Source organism: Microbacterium sp. Root280D1 (assembly GCF_001428975.1).
Taxonomy (GTDB): Bacteria; Actinomycetota; Actinomycetes; order Actinomycetales; family Microbacteriaceae; genus Microbacterium.
In genome coordinates this window covers 174216-189858 of sequence record NZ_LMJK01000001.1, presented here as the reverse complement: position 1 = coordinate 189858, position 15643 = coordinate 174216, and the positions used below count along the sequence as shown (strand labels likewise).

The 15643-nt window shown below is 68.0% G+C and carries 17 protein-coding genes; 11 read left to right on the top strand and 6 right to left on the bottom strand.

Features of this window, described 5'->3' with window-relative positions; genetic code table 11:
- Nucleotides 1-6 precede the first annotated feature (6 nt).
- From ASE34_RS01010 to ASE34_RS00995, 4 genes are read left to right on the top strand one after another with little or no spacing between them, the layout of a single operon-like run.
- The gene (locus tag ASE34_RS01010; protein ID WP_053098208.1) at nt 7-1068 is read left to right on the top strand and encodes an ABC transporter permease; all 1062 of its coding nucleotides are present in this window, start codon (nt 7-9) and stop codon (nt 1066-1068) included.
- Nucleotides 1065-1976, top strand: coding sequence for an ABC transporter permease (locus ASE34_RS01005; protein ID WP_056275557.1), 912 nt, complete (start codon nt 1065-1067; stop codon nt 1974-1976). The genes ASE34_RS01010 and ASE34_RS01005 overlap by 4 nt, the downstream gene beginning before the upstream one ends.
- Nucleotides 1973-2848: an ABC transporter ATP-binding protein gene (locus ASE34_RS01000; RefSeq protein WP_082586447.1), complete on the top strand. Its 876-nt coding sequence runs from the start codon at nt 1973-1975 to the stop codon at nt 2846-2848. The genes ASE34_RS01005 and ASE34_RS01000 overlap by 4 nt, the downstream gene beginning before the upstream one ends.
- Complete coding sequence (locus tag ASE34_RS00995; RefSeq protein WP_053098206.1) at nt 2841-3680, top strand: ABC transporter ATP-binding protein; 840 nt, start codon at nt 2841-2843, stop codon at nt 3678-3680. Before ASE34_RS01000 ends, ASE34_RS00995 begins: the two co-directional genes overlap by 8 nt.
- Before the next feature lie 201 nt (nt 3681-3881).
- On the opposite strand, the gene ASE34_RS00990 is transcribed toward ASE34_RS00995, so the two are convergent.
- Complete coding sequence (locus ASE34_RS00990) at nt 3882-4595, bottom strand: hypothetical protein (RefSeq protein WP_230101270.1); 714 nt, start codon at nt 4593-4595, stop codon at nt 3882-3884.
- 226 nt (nt 4596-4821) lie between these two features.
- Between ASE34_RS00990 and rpsF the strand changes: the two genes are divergently transcribed.
- The 4 genes from rpsF to rplI are packed head-to-tail and all read left to right on the top strand — an operon-like array spanning nt 4822 to nt 6474.
- Entirely contained in the window at nt 4822-5190 is a 369-nt protein-coding gene (rpsF, locus tag ASE34_RS00985) for a 30S ribosomal protein S6 (protein ID WP_029264265.1), read from the top strand.
- Between the two features lie 5 nt (nt 5191-5195).
- Nucleotides 5196-5705 (top strand): single-stranded DNA-binding protein, encoded by a 510-nt coding sequence (locus ASE34_RS00980; protein WP_053098204.1) that lies wholly within the window; start codon nt 5196-5198, stop codon nt 5703-5705.
- A gap of 50 nt (nt 5706-5755) precedes the next feature.
- Complete coding sequence (gene rpsR / locus ASE34_RS00975; protein WP_042541518.1) at nt 5756-6010, top strand: 30S ribosomal protein S18; 255 nt, start codon at nt 5756-5758, stop codon at nt 6008-6010.
- Between the two features lie 11 nt (nt 6011-6021).
- Nucleotides 6022-6474 carry a 50S ribosomal protein L9 gene (gene rplI, locus ASE34_RS00970; protein WP_053098203.1) on the top strand — a complete coding sequence of 151 codons (453 nt, stop codon included), beginning with the start codon at nt 6022-6024 and terminating at the stop codon, nt 6472-6474.
- 258 nt (nt 6475-6732) lie between these two features.
- Here the strand turns inward: rplI and ASE34_RS00965 are convergent, their stop codons facing one another.
- Together ASE34_RS00965 and ASE34_RS00960 are read right to left on the bottom strand one after the other, a co-directional pair.
- Complete coding sequence (locus tag ASE34_RS00965; protein WP_056275549.1) at nt 6733-8334, bottom strand: chaplin family protein; 1602 nt, start codon at nt 8332-8334, stop codon at nt 6733-6735.
- Nucleotides 8335-8442: 108 nt separating this feature from the next.
- Nucleotides 8443-9528 carry a hypothetical protein gene (locus ASE34_RS00960; RefSeq protein ID WP_082586446.1) on the bottom strand — a complete coding sequence of 362 codons (1086 nt, stop codon included), beginning with the start codon at nt 9526-9528 and terminating at the stop codon, nt 8443-8445.
- A 556-nt stretch (nt 9529-10084) separates the two neighbouring features.
- Here ASE34_RS00960 and dnaB point away from each other — a divergent pair.
- Nucleotides 10085-11458, top strand: a complete 1374-nt coding sequence (dnaB, locus tag ASE34_RS00955; protein ID WP_053098201.1) for a replicative DNA helicase — start codon at nt 10085-10087, stop codon at nt 11456-11458.
- Nucleotides 11459-11651: 193 nt separating this feature from the next.
- Here dnaB and ASE34_RS00950 read toward each other — a convergent pair whose 3' ends face one another.
- Both ASE34_RS00950 and ASE34_RS00945 read right to left on the bottom strand, forming a co-directional pair.
- Complete coding sequence (locus ASE34_RS00950; RefSeq protein ID WP_053098200.1) at nt 11652-12407, bottom strand: SDR family oxidoreductase; 756 nt, start codon at nt 12405-12407, stop codon at nt 11652-11654.
- A gap of 86 nt (nt 12408-12493) precedes the next feature.
- Nucleotides 12494-13255 (bottom strand): SDR family oxidoreductase, encoded by a 762-nt coding sequence (locus tag ASE34_RS00945; protein WP_056275543.1) that lies wholly within the window; start codon nt 13253-13255, stop codon nt 12494-12496.
- A 191-nt stretch (nt 13256-13446) separates the two neighbouring features.
- On the opposite strand from ASE34_RS00945, the gene ASE34_RS00940 reads away from it, so the two are divergent.
- Entirely contained in the window at nt 13447-14355 is a 909-nt protein-coding gene (locus ASE34_RS00940; protein WP_235567401.1) for an RNA polymerase sigma-70 factor, read from the top strand.
- Nucleotides 14356-14417: 62 nt separating this feature from the next.
- The gene (locus ASE34_RS00935; RefSeq protein WP_056275539.1) at nt 14418-14762 is read left to right on the top strand and encodes a hypothetical protein; all 345 of its coding nucleotides are present in this window, start codon (nt 14418-14420) and stop codon (nt 14760-14762) included.
- Here the strand turns inward: ASE34_RS00935 and ASE34_RS00930 are convergent.
- Nucleotides 14759-15544 (bottom strand): DNA/RNA non-specific endonuclease, encoded by a 786-nt coding sequence (locus ASE34_RS00930; RefSeq protein WP_056275536.1) that lies wholly within the window; start codon nt 15542-15544, stop codon nt 14759-14761. The genes ASE34_RS00935 and ASE34_RS00930 overlap by 4 nt on opposite strands.
- Between the last annotated feature and the right edge of the window lie 99 nt (nt 15545-15643).

The window sequence follows — 15643 nt, the reverse complement described above, 5'->3', positions numbered from 1 at the left end:
TGACTCATGACGACGGTGGCCGTGCGACGGCAAGCACAGCGTCGCAGGTCGCCGCTCGTCGGATACCTGCTTCGCCGAATCGGCACTTCGCTGCTCCTTCTCGTGGGGGTCACGATCGTGACCTTCGCACTGACGAACCTCGTGCCCGGCGACCCCGTGTCGGCGGCACTGGGTGAGGGAGCATCGCAGAATCCCGAGACGCGCGAGGCGTTCATCAAGGCCCAGGGCCTCGATCAGCCGCTGTTCGTGCAGTACTTCATCTACATGGGGAATCTCCTTCGCGGAGACCTCGGCACATCGCTGGTGACCGGGCGACCGGTCACCAGCGACCTGGCCACCGCGGTGCCGGCGACGATCGAGATCGCGATCGGCGCCATCATCCTCAGCCTCGCGGTCAGCGTCGTGCTCGGCACCCTCGCCGCCTACCGGCGCGGACTCGTCACCGATCAGGTGATCCGCATCGTGACGCTGATCGGTCTGAGCGTGCCGACCTTCTGGCTCGCGCTGGTCAGCTTCTACGTGTTCTTCCTCGAGCTGCGCATCGCCCCCGGCTCGGGTCGTATCTCGCCGTCGATCACGCCGCCGCCCCGCATCACCGGGCTCTACACGGTCGACTACCTCCTCAACGGAGACGGTGTCGGATTCGCCGACGCGCTCGCCCACCTGGCGCTGCCGGTGATGGTGCTGTCGCTCGTGACGATCGGCCTGCTCACCCGCTTCATCCGCACCTCCGTGCTCGAGGTGCTGGGCAGCGACTACGTGCGTGCTGCCCGGGCCAAGGGCCTTCCGGCGATGCGCGTGATCCTCGACTACGTCCTGCGCGGGGCATCCCTCCCGATCCTCACGGTCGTCGGCGTCGCCTTCGGATCCCTGCTCTCGGGCACCGTGCTCGTCGAGTCGGTGTTCGCCTGGCCCGGCCTGGGCACCTACGCCTACAACTCGGCGGCCAACCTCGACCTGCCCGGCATCATGGGAGTCGGCCTGGTCGTCGGGTTCATCTACCTCCTCATCAACTTCGTCGTCGACCTGCTCTACGGCGTCCTCGACCCGAGAGTGAGGATCGCATGAGCCGCATCGACTCGGCATCCGGCCCCTGGCGGTTCCGCTTCCGCTGGCCGCGCGCCTGGCGCACGCCCCTCGGCGTGATCGGCACCGTGATCGCGGGCGCCTGGATCATCGTCGCCTTCACCGCGCAGTGGTGGGTGCCGTACGGCCCCAACGCTCAGGTGCTGCCACGACTGCAGGCGCCGGGCATCGACACTCTGCTCGGCACCGACGGCAACGGCCGCGACATCTTCTCGCGTCTGATGACGGGTGCGACGGTGAGCCTGCCGCTCGCGCTCATGCTCGTGATCGCCGCGATGATCATCGGCACCGTGATCGGCGCCGTCGCCGGGTACTTCGGCGGCTGGGTCGACGAGACGCTGATGCGCATCACCGACCTGTTCATGGCGTTCCCGACCGTCATCCTCGCGATGGTGGTGGCGGCATCCCTCGGCCCGTCGCTGTTCAACGCGGTGATCGCGGCGATCGTCGTCTCGTGGCCGCAGTACTCGCGAGTCACCCGCAGCATCGTGCTGGGCCTCCGCGGCCAGAACTACGTGATCGCGGGCCGCCTGCTCGGCCACTCGCCGCTGCGGACGCTGTTCATCGACATCCTCCCGAACATCGCCGGCCCCGTGCTGGTGCTCGCGACGCTCGACATCGGCGCCGCGATCCTGCTGCTGTCCGGACTCTCGTTCCTCGGTCTCGGCGCGCAGCCGCCGACCGCCGAATGGGGCTCCATGATCTCGGCGGCCATGCAGAACTTCGACGCGTGGTGGCTCGGAGTCTTCCCGGGACTCGCGATCCTCACGGTGGTGCTGGCATTCAACTTCCTGGGTGATGCGATGCGCGACATCCTCGACCCGACGGCCGAGGTCACCCACGAGAAGCAGGCCGAGCATGTGGCCTCCGCGAAGGGAGCGGCAGCATGAGCGCTTCGGCCCCCACGAGTGCTCTGAGCATCCGCGACCTGACGATCGACATCGGTCGTCCTCTCGTGCACGGCATCTCTCTCGACCTCGAGGCCGGACGCATCCACGGTCTCGCCGGCGAGTCAGGATCCGGCAAGACGCTCACCTCGTTGGCCGTCCTCGGACTCCTGCCCCGGCAGGCACGCACGGGCGGATCGATCACGCTCGCGGGGGAGGAGCTGGTGGGCATGCGCCGGCGGGCGCTCAACCGCATCCGCGGCAGGCGCATCGCGATGATCTTCCAGGACCCCTCGGCGTCGCTGCACCCGCAACTGCCGGTCGGCCGCCAGCTCACGGATCACATGCGCGTGCACCTCGGACTGCGAGGCGAGGCGGCGAAGGCTCGGGCCATCGAACTGCTCGAGACCGTGCAGGTGCCGAAGCCGGATGCTGCGCTGAAGCGCTATCCGCACCAGTTCTCCGGCGGACAGCGCCAGCGCATCGCGATCGCGTGCGCCCTCGCGTGCGACCCCGAGGTGCTGCTGGCCGATGAGCCGACCACCGCACTCGACGTCACGGTGCAGGCCGGCATCCTGCGGCTGCTGCGCGACCTCGCGACCGAGCGCAACCTCGCTGTGCTGCTCGTCACCCACGACCTGGGCGTCATGAGCGCGATCGCCGACGAGGTCGCCGTGATGAAGAACGGGCAGATCGTCGAGCGGGCCGACCGCGAGACGCTGTTCCGCGACCCGCAGCACGAATACACCCGCACGCTGCTCGCGGCGCTGCCGGGGTCGAAGATCGCGACCGCCGACGCGGATCCCGCGCTGCTCGATCCGGTGCTGCCGGAGTCGGCAGTGCAGGATGCCGAAGAGGAGGCCCGAGATGAGTGAAGTCGCCGTCCTCGACGCGCAGGGCGTCGTCGTGCGCTACCCCGGGAGTCCTCCGGTGGTCGCCGTCGACGGCGTCTCGTTGACCGTCGCCCCCGGAGAGACCGTCGCGCTCGTGGGCGAATCCGGCAGCGGCAAGTCGAGCCTCGCCCGCGCGGTCGTCGGCATCGAGAAGCTCGCCGGGGGAGAGGTGCGCTTCCGTGACGCTCCCGTGAAGCCGCTCGGCATCCGTCGACGCGACCTGGCGCTCACCGGCATCCAGATGGTGTTCCAGGATCCGTCGACCTCGCTGAACCCTCGTCGCCGCGTGGGCGATCAGATCGCCGACGGCATCGCCACGGCTCGGGCTCGGGGTGCCGAAGGGTCGACGGTCGCCGAGTGGCTCGACCGCGTCGGCCTGCCGACCGAAGTCGCGACGCGATTCCCGCACCAGTTCTCGGGCGGGCAGAAGCAGCGACTCGCGATCGCGCGAGCGCTCGCCGCGCGGCCGTCGCTGCTCGTCGCCGACGAGCCGATCTCGGCCCTGGACGCATCGACCCAGACCAGCGTCGCGGGGCTCATGCGAGACCTCGTCGCGGAATCCGGCGCGGGGATGCTGTTCATCTCGCACGACCTCGCCGTGGTCCGCCGCATCGCGGACCGCACCTTCGTGATGTTCGCCGGGCGGGTGCTCGAAGCCGGGGCCACCGACCGTGTGTGGTCTGCACCGCAGCATCCGTACACGCAGGCCCTGCTCGCTGCGATCCCCGAGCCCGACGGTGCGGGCCGCATCCCGGTCGCCCCCTCGACGAACGAGCGGACCGTCTGGTCGGAGATCGCCCCCGTCCTCGACTGAGCCGCGCTGTCGGCTCGGTCGTTCGGGAGGAGATCCGCCGGCGGGAGGATGCTCCGAGCCGGATGCTCCTCCCGATCGCAGATCTCCTCCGAATCGCCGACCCCATCGCCGGCCCCATCGCCGATCCATGCCGACAGGAATCGACCCGGAACGCACTGCGGGCCGAGGCGTCAGCCCCGGCCCGCAGCATCCGCTCGTGGTTCAGAGCGGGGCGACGATGTCCTGCTCGACGTCCCACTCGGTGATCTCGAGAGAGGTCTCGATCATCTGGCCCGCGGCCTCGGTGCTGCCGCTCGTGGCCAGCACGACGTAGTCCTCGGTGACCTCGAAGACGACGTCGACGGCGACGCCCTGCGCCTCGGACGTGCCGCTCACGAGGTACACGTCCTGACCCAGGCGCGTGCCGGTCCCGGTGACGGTGAACTCGCCGGTGAGGGCGCCGGCGGCGGTGGCCGGGTCGGTGCCCGCGGCCGTGGCGGCACCGCTGCTGAGAGCAGCGACGATCGGGTCACTCGAGTTCGGGTCGGCGACCTGCCACTCGGTCGTCGGCGTCTTCACCCATGCGTCGTCGCCGATCAGGATGAGCGAGCCCATGGGCGTGATCGTCTCGACGGCATCCGTCTCGGGGTTGAACCGGGCGGTGGTGTCCATGCCCAGGATCGACGTCTTGGCGGCATAGCCGGCGGTGTCGGTCATCGCCTCGGTGATGCAGGCGCCGAGCTCGGCTCCGTCGACCGTCGCACCCTCCGACAGCTCGGGGCAGTCGGAATCGGATGCGGCACCGTCGGTCGCAGGCGTCTCCTCGGCGGCCGACGTCGGCTCCGAATCGGCGGGCTCTTCGGCACCCGCGGTGCACCCGGTGAGCAGTACGGTGGCGGCCAGGACGATGCCGACCCCCCACTTGTTGACGCGCATGGCGTTCCCCCTTCGGTCGTGTGCGCACTGAGAGTCAGCACGCACGCATTCCAGCATGCCAAGTGCGAGGTGATGCGCGTGGGGGCACTCCGAAGGTTTCTCCGCTACACTGTCAAGGTTGTCTGCCATCAGGCACCCACTCGGGTGGCTCGGCGGATGACGTGCACACACCCTCCTGCTTCCGGGAAAGTCCCGGAAGCCGTTCTAGTCCGAAGGAGGTGGGTAAGTGACGCACCAGTACGAACTCATGGTCATTCTGACCCCCGAGATCGACGAGCGCCAGGTCGCCCCTACGCTCGACAAGTTCCTGAAGGTCATCACCAACGATGGTGGCTCGATTGACAAGGTCGACATCTGGGGCAAGCGCCGTCTGGCTTACGAGATCCAGAAGAAGAACGAGGGCATCTACGCCGTCGTCAACTTCACCGCCACCAGCGAGGCCACGCAGGAGCTCGACCGTCAGCTGAAGCTGAACGAGCAGATCATGCGCACGAAGGTCCTTCGCTCTGAGGAAGCTCAGGCGATGGTCGCTTCGGAGGCCAAGCGCTCTGAAGAGAAGGCTGCCCGCAAGGCCGCCAAGGCTGCGAAGGCCTGAGTCCGATGGCCGGCGAAACAGTCATCACCGTGGTGGGCAACCTCACGGCCGACCCCGAGCTGCGCTACACGCAGAACGGACTGCCGGTGGCGAACTTCACCATCGCTTCGACGCCTCGGAACTTCGACCGCGCCGCCAACGAGTGGAAGGACGGCGAAGCGCTGTTCCTCCGCGCGTCGGTCTGGCGCGAGTTCGCCGAGCACGTGGCGGGTTCGCTGACCAAGGGCATGCGCGTCATGGCGCAGGGCCGTCTGCGTCAGCGCTCCTACCAGGACCGCGAGGGCAACCAGCGCACCGCGATCGAGCTGGAGGTCGACGAGATCGGCCCCTCGCTTCGGTACGCGACCGCGCAGGTCACCCGTGCGGCGTCGACCGGTGGCGGCGGCGGTGGCGGACAGTCCCGTCCCGCACAGCAGCAGCAGGTGTCGGAAGAGCCGTGGTCTACGCCCGGCTCGTCGACCAGCGCAGATGCCTGGAGCACTCCGGGCAGCTTCGGTGACGACACCCCCTTCTGAAACAGGATCTCCGGATGCTTCGGCATCCGACTCATAATTAAGGAAAAACAATGGCTGGAAAGTCGAGCGGCGACCGCCGCAAGCCGCGGAAGGGTGGCAAGCCCACCGCTCCCGCGAAGTCGATCCGGGTCGGAGTCATCGATTACAAGGATGTCTCCACCCTCCGTAAGTTCGTCTCGGAGCGCGGCAAGATCCGTGCCCGTCGTATCACCGGTGTTTCGGTGCAGGAGCAGCGTCTGATCGCCACCGCGATCAAGAACGCGCGCGAAATGGCACTCCTGCCCTACGCTGGCGCCGGCCGGTAAGGGGTAACGAGATGGCAAAGCTGATTCTCACGAACGAGGTCGCCGGGCTTGGTAGCGCCGGTGACGTGGTCGAGGTCAAGAACGGGTTCGCCCGCAACTACCTCATCCCCCAGGGCTTCGCTACGGCGTGGACCCGCGGTGGCGAAAAGCAGGTCGCTTCGATCCAGGCTGCTCGTCAGGCTCGCGCGATCCACGACCGCGACGAGGCCGTGGCACTGAAGAACTCCCTCGAGAACACCAAGGTGCGTCTGGCCGTCAAGGCCGGCAACGAGGGTCGTCTCTTCGGTTCGGTCAAGACCGATCACATCGCGGATGCTGTCGCAGCCGCGGGTCTCGGCTCGATCGACAAGCGCAAGGTGCACATCCCGTCGGCGATCAAGACGACCGGTGAGCACGAGGCCACGGTTCGTCTGCACGACGACGTGACCGCAGTCATCACGCTGCAGGTCGTCGCCGCCAAGTAAGGCGCGACGCTCTCGAACGCCCCCTGTCCTTCGGGACAGGGGGCGTTCTGCGTGTGCGGGGCTGTCGGGGCGCACTCGCTCGGGGGAGTGGCGGGGCACGACGGATGCCCCGCGCTGGGGACGCGGGGCATCCGTGAACTGTGCGGCATCGCCGACGCGGGCAGGTCTGGGGAAACCTGCGCGGGGCGTCGCGGGACCCGCACACCGACGGTGTCGCATCTCCTCCCCCGAGGACGTCGACACCGCCGGGGTCTGCGGCTACGCCGTCACACGGCGGCGGCGCAGCATCCCCGCTCCGAGGAGGAGCAGGAGAGTGGCGAGCGACACGAAGGCGATCGAGGACGAACCACCTGTGGCGGCCAGTCCCTCGATGGGCTCGGATGCCGTCGCAGCTGTGCCGCTCGCGGCAGCGGCTGCTGTGGCGCCCGTGCCGACGGCTGTCACCGTTCCGGGATTCATGCCGATTCCGGGGGTGGTTCCGGGGTCGACTCCGGGGTTCGTTCCGGGGTCGGTGCCCGGGTCCGTTCCCGGGTCGGTGCCGGGGTTCGTGCCGGGGTCGGTGCCGGGGTTCGTTCCGGGGTCGGTTCCCGGGTCGGTGCCGGGGTCGGTGCCCGGGTCCGTTCCGGGATCAGTGCCCGGGTCCGTCGTCGGCGGCGTCACCGTGCTCTCGCCGACCACGGAGATGGCGTTGCCGCCGATCGTGATCGGTGCGGTGATGGGTGCGGTGACCTGGGTGCCGCCGAGGATTCCGTCGTCTCCGGTGGTGGTGCTGCCGGTGGTTGGGCTTCCTGCGGTGCCGGTGCTGGTACCGCCGGTGGATTCGCTGTCTCCGAGGATGGAGATGGCGTTGCCGGTGACGTCGATCGGTGCGGTGACGGGTGCGGTGACCTGGGTGCCGCCGAGGATTCCGTCGTCTCCGGTGGTGGTGCTGCCGGTGGTTGGGCTTCCTGCGGTGCCGGTGCTGGTGCCGCCGGTGGATTCGCTGTCTCCGAGGATGGAGATGGCGTTGCCGGTGACGTCGATCGGTGCGGTGACGGGCGCGACGACCTGGGTGCCGCTTGCGATTCCGTCGTCTCCGGACGTCTCCGCTCCGGTGCTGCTGCCTCCGGACGGGGTGCCGGTGCTGGTGCCGCCGGTGGATTCGCTGTCTCCGAGGATGGAGATGGCGTTACCGGTGACGTCGATCGGTGCGGTGACGGGCGCGACGACCTGGGTGCCGCTTGCGACCCCGTCGTCGCCCGACGTGGTCGGCTCAGTCGATCCCGCGCCGCCGCCGTCCGAGGATGCCGGTGCTGCAGCATTCTGGCCCGTTGCCTCGCTGTCGCCGAGCAGGGTGATCGCGTTGCCTGAGACGGTGACCGGAACGTCGACGTCCAGCAGGGCCTGGGTACCCGAGAGGACGCCGTCGGCGCCGTTCGTCGTGATCGCGGGAGCGGGAGCGGGAGCGGGAGCCGGAGCTGGGGCCTGGGGAGCCTCAGCCGGAGCAGCCGCCGTGCCGCTCGACGAGTCTCCGAGCACGGTGATCGCGTTGTCGGTCACCGTGACAGGCACGACGACGTCCACGACGGCCTGAGTGCCCGATGCGGTGCCGGAATCTCCACTCGTGGTGGCGGCCGGTGCGGGAGCGGGAGCGGGAGACGAAGCGGGCGCCGAGGTCTGCTGGGCGGAGGTGTCTCCGAGCAGTGAGACCGCGTTGCCGACGACCGTCACGGGCACCGAGATCGGCGCATCCGCTTGGGTGCCCGAGAGCAGCCCGTCTTCTCCTGAGGTGTCTGCCGCGTTGGCGGCTGTTGCGCCGAGCAGGGTGATCCCGCCGGCGAGAAGCGTGCCCCACAGGGCCCGCTTGATGTATGTACGCATGATGACCTTCTCCTGACTGGAAGTGGGTGGTCTGGATGGGTGCACGCGAAGAGCATGTGCGCGCGCAGCACGGCATCTGTCGTTCACGAGGAACGACCGGACAACCCGTCAGTCAGGAGAGACGTCGGTGTCGGCGACCAGAGACGTCGGAAGGACGTCGTCGGATGCACCGGAAGTGCGCTCCACAGTGCGGAACGCAGAAACTCCCGCATCGCTGAGGCGCGCGGGGGTGAATGAGGATGCTCCGCTCGAACCGGCGGAGGAAGTGGGCGCGGAGGGGGCTCCGGCGGGCGGTGCAGAGGGGGACTCCTCGACGTCGGCTGCCGGCTCGTTCACCTCGGATGCCGCGACGGACACCGTAGGCGGGAGGTCGGACCCGGCCGACGGAATCACCGGCTGGCGCACCGCGGACGTGGAGAAGTGACCGCGTGTCGGCTCATCGGCCAGGGGGGAAACCGTTCCGAGCGGCGCTGTTCCGATCGGACCGGGGTCGGGGTCCGATCCGGAGGATCCGGGGCGTGCGGGGGTGATGGCCTCGAGCACCGGCGGGAGAGTGTTCTCGACCACCGTGCCGACAGTCGGGGTGGTCGCGTCGATGACGCCGACGACATCGTCGATCACCGGCGTCACTCCGAGATCGTCGACCAGTTCTCCGACGATCGGCAGCTCGGTGATCAGATCCTGCACCGGGGCCACGATCTCGGCGACCGGGGATCCGTCCAACAGATCGGTCACGGGAGTGATGACGGCCCCGGTGGTGTCGGTGGCGGCGTCGACGATCGGCGACGTCGCAGGGCCCACGACGGGCACCTGAGCGATCGTCTCGGCGACGTGCTCGACGACCGGAGGTGCCACCTGCTGCACGGGCTCGACGACGTGAGTGACGACGGGCTTGACGACCTCGGTCACGACCGGCTGGACGACCTGGGTGACCACAGGCTGGACGACCTCGGTCACGACGGGCTCGACCGGCGCGACGATCGGCGAGGTCACCGACGTCACGGTGTCTTCGACCGATGAGACGGTCTCGCTCACGATCGAGGAGACGCCGTCGAGCAGCGAGTCGTTCGATCCGTCGTCCGCGCTCGCGGACGAACCGCCCGTGAGGATCGTGATCGCGGCCCACGCGATCGCGCCCACGCCACCCCAGAGAGCGACGGCAGGTAGGCCGCGGCGGGTTGCCTGAGCGTTCACGTCGACTTCCCTCCCCCGAGAGCGATCGTTCGTCCTCGACGCACAGTACGTCGATAGCGGGTGACGATACTCCCGGTATATCGCCGTGTCTAGAGGGTTCCGCTCGGAAACGATGACATATCGCGCACATTTCGGAGGGTTGCGCACTGTGACGCGCCCGGTGGAATCTCGGCTTGACTTTCCCCAGGTTCTACACATCCCATCCCGGATTCGATGAACCTTCAATGCCCGGTTGAACCACGATCTCATCCACAGGGTGGGGAAACTCTAAATACCAGATCAGGTGTAAAAAGAAACTTGTGTTTCGAGGTACTCCACCGACTTATCCACATGCGTTCTGCACAGACTCTCCGGACTTGTTCGCACGCTTTCCACATAGTTATCCACAGGCCGTGTTGCGACCGAAAACCCCCGCTCGTAGCGTGGTCCAGCGACCCGATGTCGGAAGTGCCTGGTTTGCTGTGCGGACGGCCCTTTCTCGAGCTGATTCGCATCGCGTGACCGACGCAGTCGGCACCGAGCACACCGGAAGAACCGTCGCATCGAAGGGAGCAGCGTGTCGATCGCCGACATCTCAGAGGAGCGCCTCGGAGGCAAGCGTCCACAGGAGCGAACGCCTCCCCACGACACTCTCGCCGAACAGAGCGCCCTGGGTGGAATGCTCCTCTCGAAGGATGCTGTCGCCGACGTCATCGAGACGCTCAAGGGTGCCGACTTCTACATCCCCAAGCACGAGCTGATCTTCGAGGCGATCCTGTCGCTCTACTCGCACGGCGAGCCGACCGACGTCGTCGCCGTCACGGACGAGCTCATCAAGACGGGAGAGCTGAGCCGGGCCGGCGGTGCCGACTATCTGCACACGCTCACCTCGATCGTCCCCACCGCCGCCAACGCCGGCTACTACGCGGGCATCGTGTCGGAGCGGGCGATCCTGCGTCGTCTGGTCGATGCGGGCACGCGTATCGTGCAGCTCGGCTACGACGGACAGGGCGACGCGACCGACCTCGTCAACAACGCCCAGGCCGAGATCTACTCGATCACCGGCTCCGAGACCGCAGAGGACTACGTGCCGCTGCAGATCGCGGTCGACGCCGCGCTCGAGGAGATCGAGGCCGCCAGCGGTCGCGACGGGTCGATGACGGGTGTCCCGACCGGCTTCAAGGAGCTCGACGAGCTCACCAACGGCCTGCACGGCGGGCAGATGATCGTCGTCGCCGCTCGTCCCGCCATGGGTAAGTCGACGCTCGCGCTCGACTTCGCCCGCGCTGCCTCCATCGGCCACAACCTCCCCTCGGTCTTCTTCTCACTCGAGATGGGCAAGAGCGAGATCGCGATGCGTCTGCTCAGTGCCGAGGGGCAGATCCCTCTGCAGAACATGCGAAAGGGAAACCTCGACCCGCGGGACTGGACCACGGTCGCCGCGACCCGCGGACGCATCAACGACGCTCCGCTCTACATCGACGACAGCCCGAACATGACGCTGGTCGAGATCCGGGCGAAGTGCCGTCGACTCAAGCAGCGTGAGGGTCTGCGGATGGTCATCATCGACTACCTGCAGCTGATGACGTCAGGCAAGCGCGTCGAGTCGCGTCAGCAGGAGGTCTCGGAGTTCTCGCGAAGCCTCAAGCTCATCGCCAAGGAGCTGCAGGTTCCGGTCATCGCTCTGTCGCAACTGAACCGTGGTCCCGAGCAGCGCACCGACAAGAAGCCCGCGATCAGCGACCTGCGTGAGTCCGGCTCGATCGAGCAGGACGCCGACATGGTGATCCTGCTGCACCGCGACTCGGTCTACGACAAGGACGTTCGTCCGGGCGAGGCCGACCTGATCGTCGCCAAGCACCGTAACGGCCCGACCGCGACGATCACCGTGGCCTTCCAGGGCCACTACTCGCGCTTCCACGACATGGCACCGGGCGGCGACTTCAACTGAGTCGCGCTCGCTCGCCAGGTCGGGGGAGGACGGGACGCCCCCACCACGGGGGAGGTAGCAGAAAGGGCGCCCCATCCGATGCCGCCGATGAGCGGCACCCCAGCTGTCGCGTTACAGCGCGACAGAGCTGTGACGCAAGCGTGACACCGGCCGACGCGCCGCGCAAGACCTATTGTCGACCGGTATGCCGCCGCTACTCGCGAGGCGGGTTCAGCGGCAGCCACTCTTCGAGAGTCGTCTCGAAGATGTGCGCCCCGTCGACCGGGATGAGGGTGCGCTCCTCGATCTGCGCACCGTAGTACGGCGCAGCGTCATCACGCACGACCGTGCGAGGATCGCCACGGAAGGCCAGGGCGCGGCGCGCGAACTCGTCCATGCCGAAGGCCTCCGGGCCTGCGATCTCGATGTCGCCGGTCGGCTCACCGGCCGCAGCACGGGCCACTGCCGTGGCGACATCCTCGGCGGCGATCGGCTGGATCAGCGCCCCGGGCAGCGTCACTGTGTCGCCGTCGGTCGAGATGTCGGCGATGCTTCCCACGAACTCGAAGAACTGCGTGGCGTGCACGAGGGAGTATCGGATCCCGGAGTCACGGATCAGCGTCTCCTGCGCGACCTTCGCCGCGAAGTAGGGGATGTTCTGAGGGCGGTTCGTGCCGACGATCGTGAGAGCGACGTGGTGGGTGACACCGGCCGCGGCCTCAGCGGCGAGCAGGTTGCGAGTCGACGTGGTGAAGAACTCCAGCACATCGTCGGGGGCGAACGAGGGGGAGTTCGACACGTCGACCACGGTGTGGGCTCCGACGAGAACCTCCGCGAGGCCCTCGCCGGTGAGCGAGTTCACGCCGGTGTTCGGCGATGCGGCGACGGCGTCGTGGCCGTGCTCCGTCAGCTTCGCGACGACCTTCGAGCCGATGAGGCCGGTGCCTCCGATGACGACGATCTCTGCCATGTCCAAACCTTTCTTCGGTGACGACGCCCGGGTGGCGTCTGCCAGGTATGACCGTTGAGTGCCCGAAGATGTGACGCCTCGGGTTCTCAGATGCTGGCGGGCGTCTTCACCCTCCAGTCGTGATACCTCGTCGGAGCGATCGTCGCGGTCATCTCCGGCAGCAGGTCGCGGGCGGCGAGATGCGCGCCGAAGTACGTTCCGAGCGGATCCGGGACGACCTCCCGATCGTCCTGTCTCGCCCGCAGGTCGAGTGCCGCGAGTTCCGTCAGGCTGAACACCTCGGGGCCGCCGAACTCGATCATCCCGACACGGGGTTCTCCGAGCGCTGCCGCTGCGACCGCGTTCGCGACGTCGTCGGCCGCCATCGGCTGCACGAGCACATCGGCGATGTGCGCGGCTCCCTCGCGCAGGGCGTGGTCGGTGATGCTGCGGATGAACTCGAAGAACTGCGTCGCATGCACGAGGGTGTACGGGCGACCGGATGCCGCGATGAGGCGTTCCTGCTGATGCTTGGCGATGAAGTATCCGCCCTGCGCGCGTGCGAGGCGGTCGGTGCCCACGACCGACAGGGCGACATGATGGGCGACGCCCGCGGCTTCGCCGTAGGCGAGAAGGTTCATCGTCGAGGTGGAGAAGAACTCCTGCGCACCGGCCTCGTCGGTGTACGACGAGTTCGACACATCGATCACCGCGGATGCGCCGGCGAGAGCGTCGTCGAGCCCCTCGCCGGTGAATGAGTTCACCCCCGAGGCGCGGGACGCGACGACGACGTCGTGTCCCGCGCCCTTCAGGACGCGCGTGACGCGGGTGCCGATCAACCCCGTGCCGCCGATGACTGTGATCCTCATGTCGCTCCTCTGATCGAGTGATGCGGACGAGCCCGCGTGTACCTGGTTGACCGGCCGGGAGACCAGGCTGTGACGGAATCGCCAGGATTCGTCACAGATCGCGTCGCCCTCCGGTCAGAGCTGTGAGTGGGAGCGCCGACGGCGCGGAAAGGGGAGTGCGCATGCGGCGACCTCTGGTGCAGAGTGAAGACGTGACCGCGACACGTGACGAGCACAGCGGGTCGATCCGAGACCTCGGCACCGCGGTCTCGGTGTTCGCCGCCCAGCGTCGCCGACTGTTCGGCATCGCCTACCGGATGCTGGGCACCGTGGCCGACGCCGAGGACATCGTGCAGGAGACCTGGATCCGCTGGCAGAACACCGACCGGACCCAGGTGCAGGAACCCGCCGCTTTCCTCACGACCATCACGACGCGTCTGTCGATCAACGTTCTCCAGTCGGCTCGCGTGAAGCGGGAGACCTACATCGGGCCGTGGCTGCCTGAACCGGTCAACACCGACGACGATCCCTCGCTCGGCGCCGAGCGCGCCGAGGCGCTGCAGTTCGCGATCCTGCTGACGCTCGAGAAGCTCACCCCGACCGAGCGTGCGGCGTACATCCTCCGCGAGGCGTTCGACTATCCGTATCCCCGCATCGCCGAGATCATCTCGTCGAGTGCGGTGAGCGCTCGACAGCTGGTGAGCCGGGCTCGCGCGCACCTGGCCTCGGCGAAGCAGATCACCGTCGAGCCCTCGCATCAACGTCACCTGCTCGAGGCCTTCCTCGCCGCCGCGCGGAAGGGCGATGCCCGGGAACTCGAGAAGCTCTTCGCCGCCGACGTGGTCAGCTACACCGACGGCAACGGGGTGAAGCTCGCGGCGCGGATCCCGGTGATCGGTCGTGGCCGCGTGGCGCAGTTCGTGGCTGCGTTCGCGCACCACTTCTGGACGGGCAAGTCGATCGGGTGGGTGGAGGTCAACGGTCAGCCCGCCGCGACGCTCGTCGAGAACGGTGAAGTCACCACGATGGTCACCGTCACGGCCTCCGACGAAGGGATCGAGCATCTGCTCTGGGTGATGAGTCCCCAGAAGCTCGGACACATCACTGCGGTCGCGACATGACTCGCGGGCGGCATCCGGCTCGTCTGGGCCGGCGACCTCGGGATGCCTCCGAACCGATCGCTGTGGAAGAACTCCGGCTGGCGCTCGCTGCGGGCGACCGCGCCGGCATCCGCTCGATGCTGCACCCTGACGTGGTGATGATCATCGACAGCGGAGGTCGCATGCCGCAGTCGTCGACCGCCGTCGACGGGACCCACACGGCATCCGCGGAGCTGGCGGCACTGGTGGCGACCGGCCCCACGGTCTCGATCGCGTCGATCAACGGCTCCGCTGGACTCGTGCTGGAACGAGACGGCGCAGTCGTCGCGGCGGTGTCGGTCGAGAGCAGATCAGGGCTGCTCTCGCGCATCTGGGTCGTCTGCAACCCCGACAAGCTCACCCACTGGAACCGACGCCGCGACGGCTAGAGCGTGATGTCGGATGCCGAGGCGAGCGCCCGCCACTCGGTCGATCGGGCGCTGCGCCGGTCGAGCACATCGGCATCGAGCAGCGGGCCGACATCCAGCCCTGTCACCCGGATGATCTCGGTGATCGGAACCTGGAAGGTGCGGAATGCGCCGAGCGGCGGAACCGCGAAGAGACCGTCCGGTGACTCGACGAGCTCTGACTGATCGAGCACGAACCCGGCCGCTGACAGACCGTCGGGGCCCTGCCACGCCGCGATCTTCCAGAACAGAAGAGGGATGCGGATGCCGCGGTACGGCGGATCGTCGTCTCCCAGCACAGGGGCCGTGAACACCGAGATCCGCTGATCCGTCGTCTCGGCATACTCGAGCACGTGGTCTTCCAGACCGAGCCAGAGCTCTGCGGACTGATTGAAACCGGCGGCCTGCGGGGCGGCGTTCGGATAGAAGAACGTCGCCTCGGTCGCCGCCCGAGCATCGTCGACATCACCCCAGCCGGGGTCGCGTCGGCGCACGAGGTGGCCGCGATCGAGGTCGTTGCGCGCATACACCTCGGGTCCGGTCTGCAGTGCTGCATCGACTCGGGGGTCGAGCTGCCAGTCCCCGGTGCGGGGCAGCTCGCGCAGCAGCGCCCCGTCGATGTTCACGCCCGTCACGGCAGCCAGGCGGCGCTCGCGGTCGAGCAGCACGCTGAAGTGGGGGTAGGTCAGCTCCGTCGCATCGCGGGCCGGCCCGGGCAGGGGCACCCGCGTCGGAAGGAAGTCGAGGTCGTATCCGTCTGCCATACCGACATACTGCCTGGTTCCACCGACATCGCCGCGGCCTCGCCGCACACGCGAACGCCCCCTCCGAAGCGAGCTCGGGAGGGGCGTCCGCGGTCAGCG

Coding starts and splice junctions, on each gene's coding strand:
- ASE34_RS01010 (WP_053098208.1), top strand. CDS start 7: ATGACGACGGTGGCCGTGCGACGGCAAGCACAGCGTCGCAGGTCGCCG.
- ASE34_RS01005 (WP_056275557.1), top strand. CDS start 1,065: ATGAGCCGCATCGACTCGGCATCCGGCCCCTGGCGGTTCCGCTTCCGC.
- ASE34_RS01000 (WP_082586447.1), top strand. CDS start 1,973: ATGAGCGCTTCGGCCCCCACGAGTGCTCTGAGCATCCGCGACCTGACG.
- ASE34_RS00995 (WP_053098206.1), top strand. CDS start 2,841: ATGAGTGAAGTCGCCGTCCTCGACGCGCAGGGCGTCGTCGTGCGCTAC.
- ASE34_RS00990 (WP_230101270.1), bottom strand. CDS start 4,595: ATGCGCGTCAACAAGTGGGGGGTCGGCATCGTCCTGGCCGCCACCGTA.
- ASE34_RS00980 (WP_053098204.1), top strand. CDS start 5,196: ATGGCCGGCGAAACAGTCATCACCGTGGTGGGCAACCTCACGGCCGAC.
- rpsR (WP_042541518.1), top strand. CDS start 5,756: ATGGCTGGAAAGTCGAGCGGCGACCGCCGCAAGCCGCGGAAGGGTGGC.
- rplI (WP_053098203.1), top strand. CDS start 6,022: ATGGCAAAGCTGATTCTCACGAACGAGGTCGCCGGGCTTGGTAGCGCC.
- ASE34_RS00965 (WP_056275549.1), bottom strand. CDS start 8,334: ATGCGTACATACATCAAGCGGGCCCTGTGGGGCACGCTTCTCGCCGGC.
- ASE34_RS00950 (WP_053098200.1), bottom strand. CDS start 12,407: ATGGCAGAGATCGTCGTCATCGGAGGCACCGGCCTCATCGGCTCGAAG.
- ASE34_RS00945 (WP_056275543.1), bottom strand. CDS start 13,255: ATGAGGATCACAGTCATCGGCGGCACGGGGTTGATCGGCACCCGCGTC.
- ASE34_RS00930 (WP_056275536.1), bottom strand. CDS start 15,544: ATGGCAGACGGATACGACCTCGACTTCCTTCCGACGCGGGTGCCCCTG.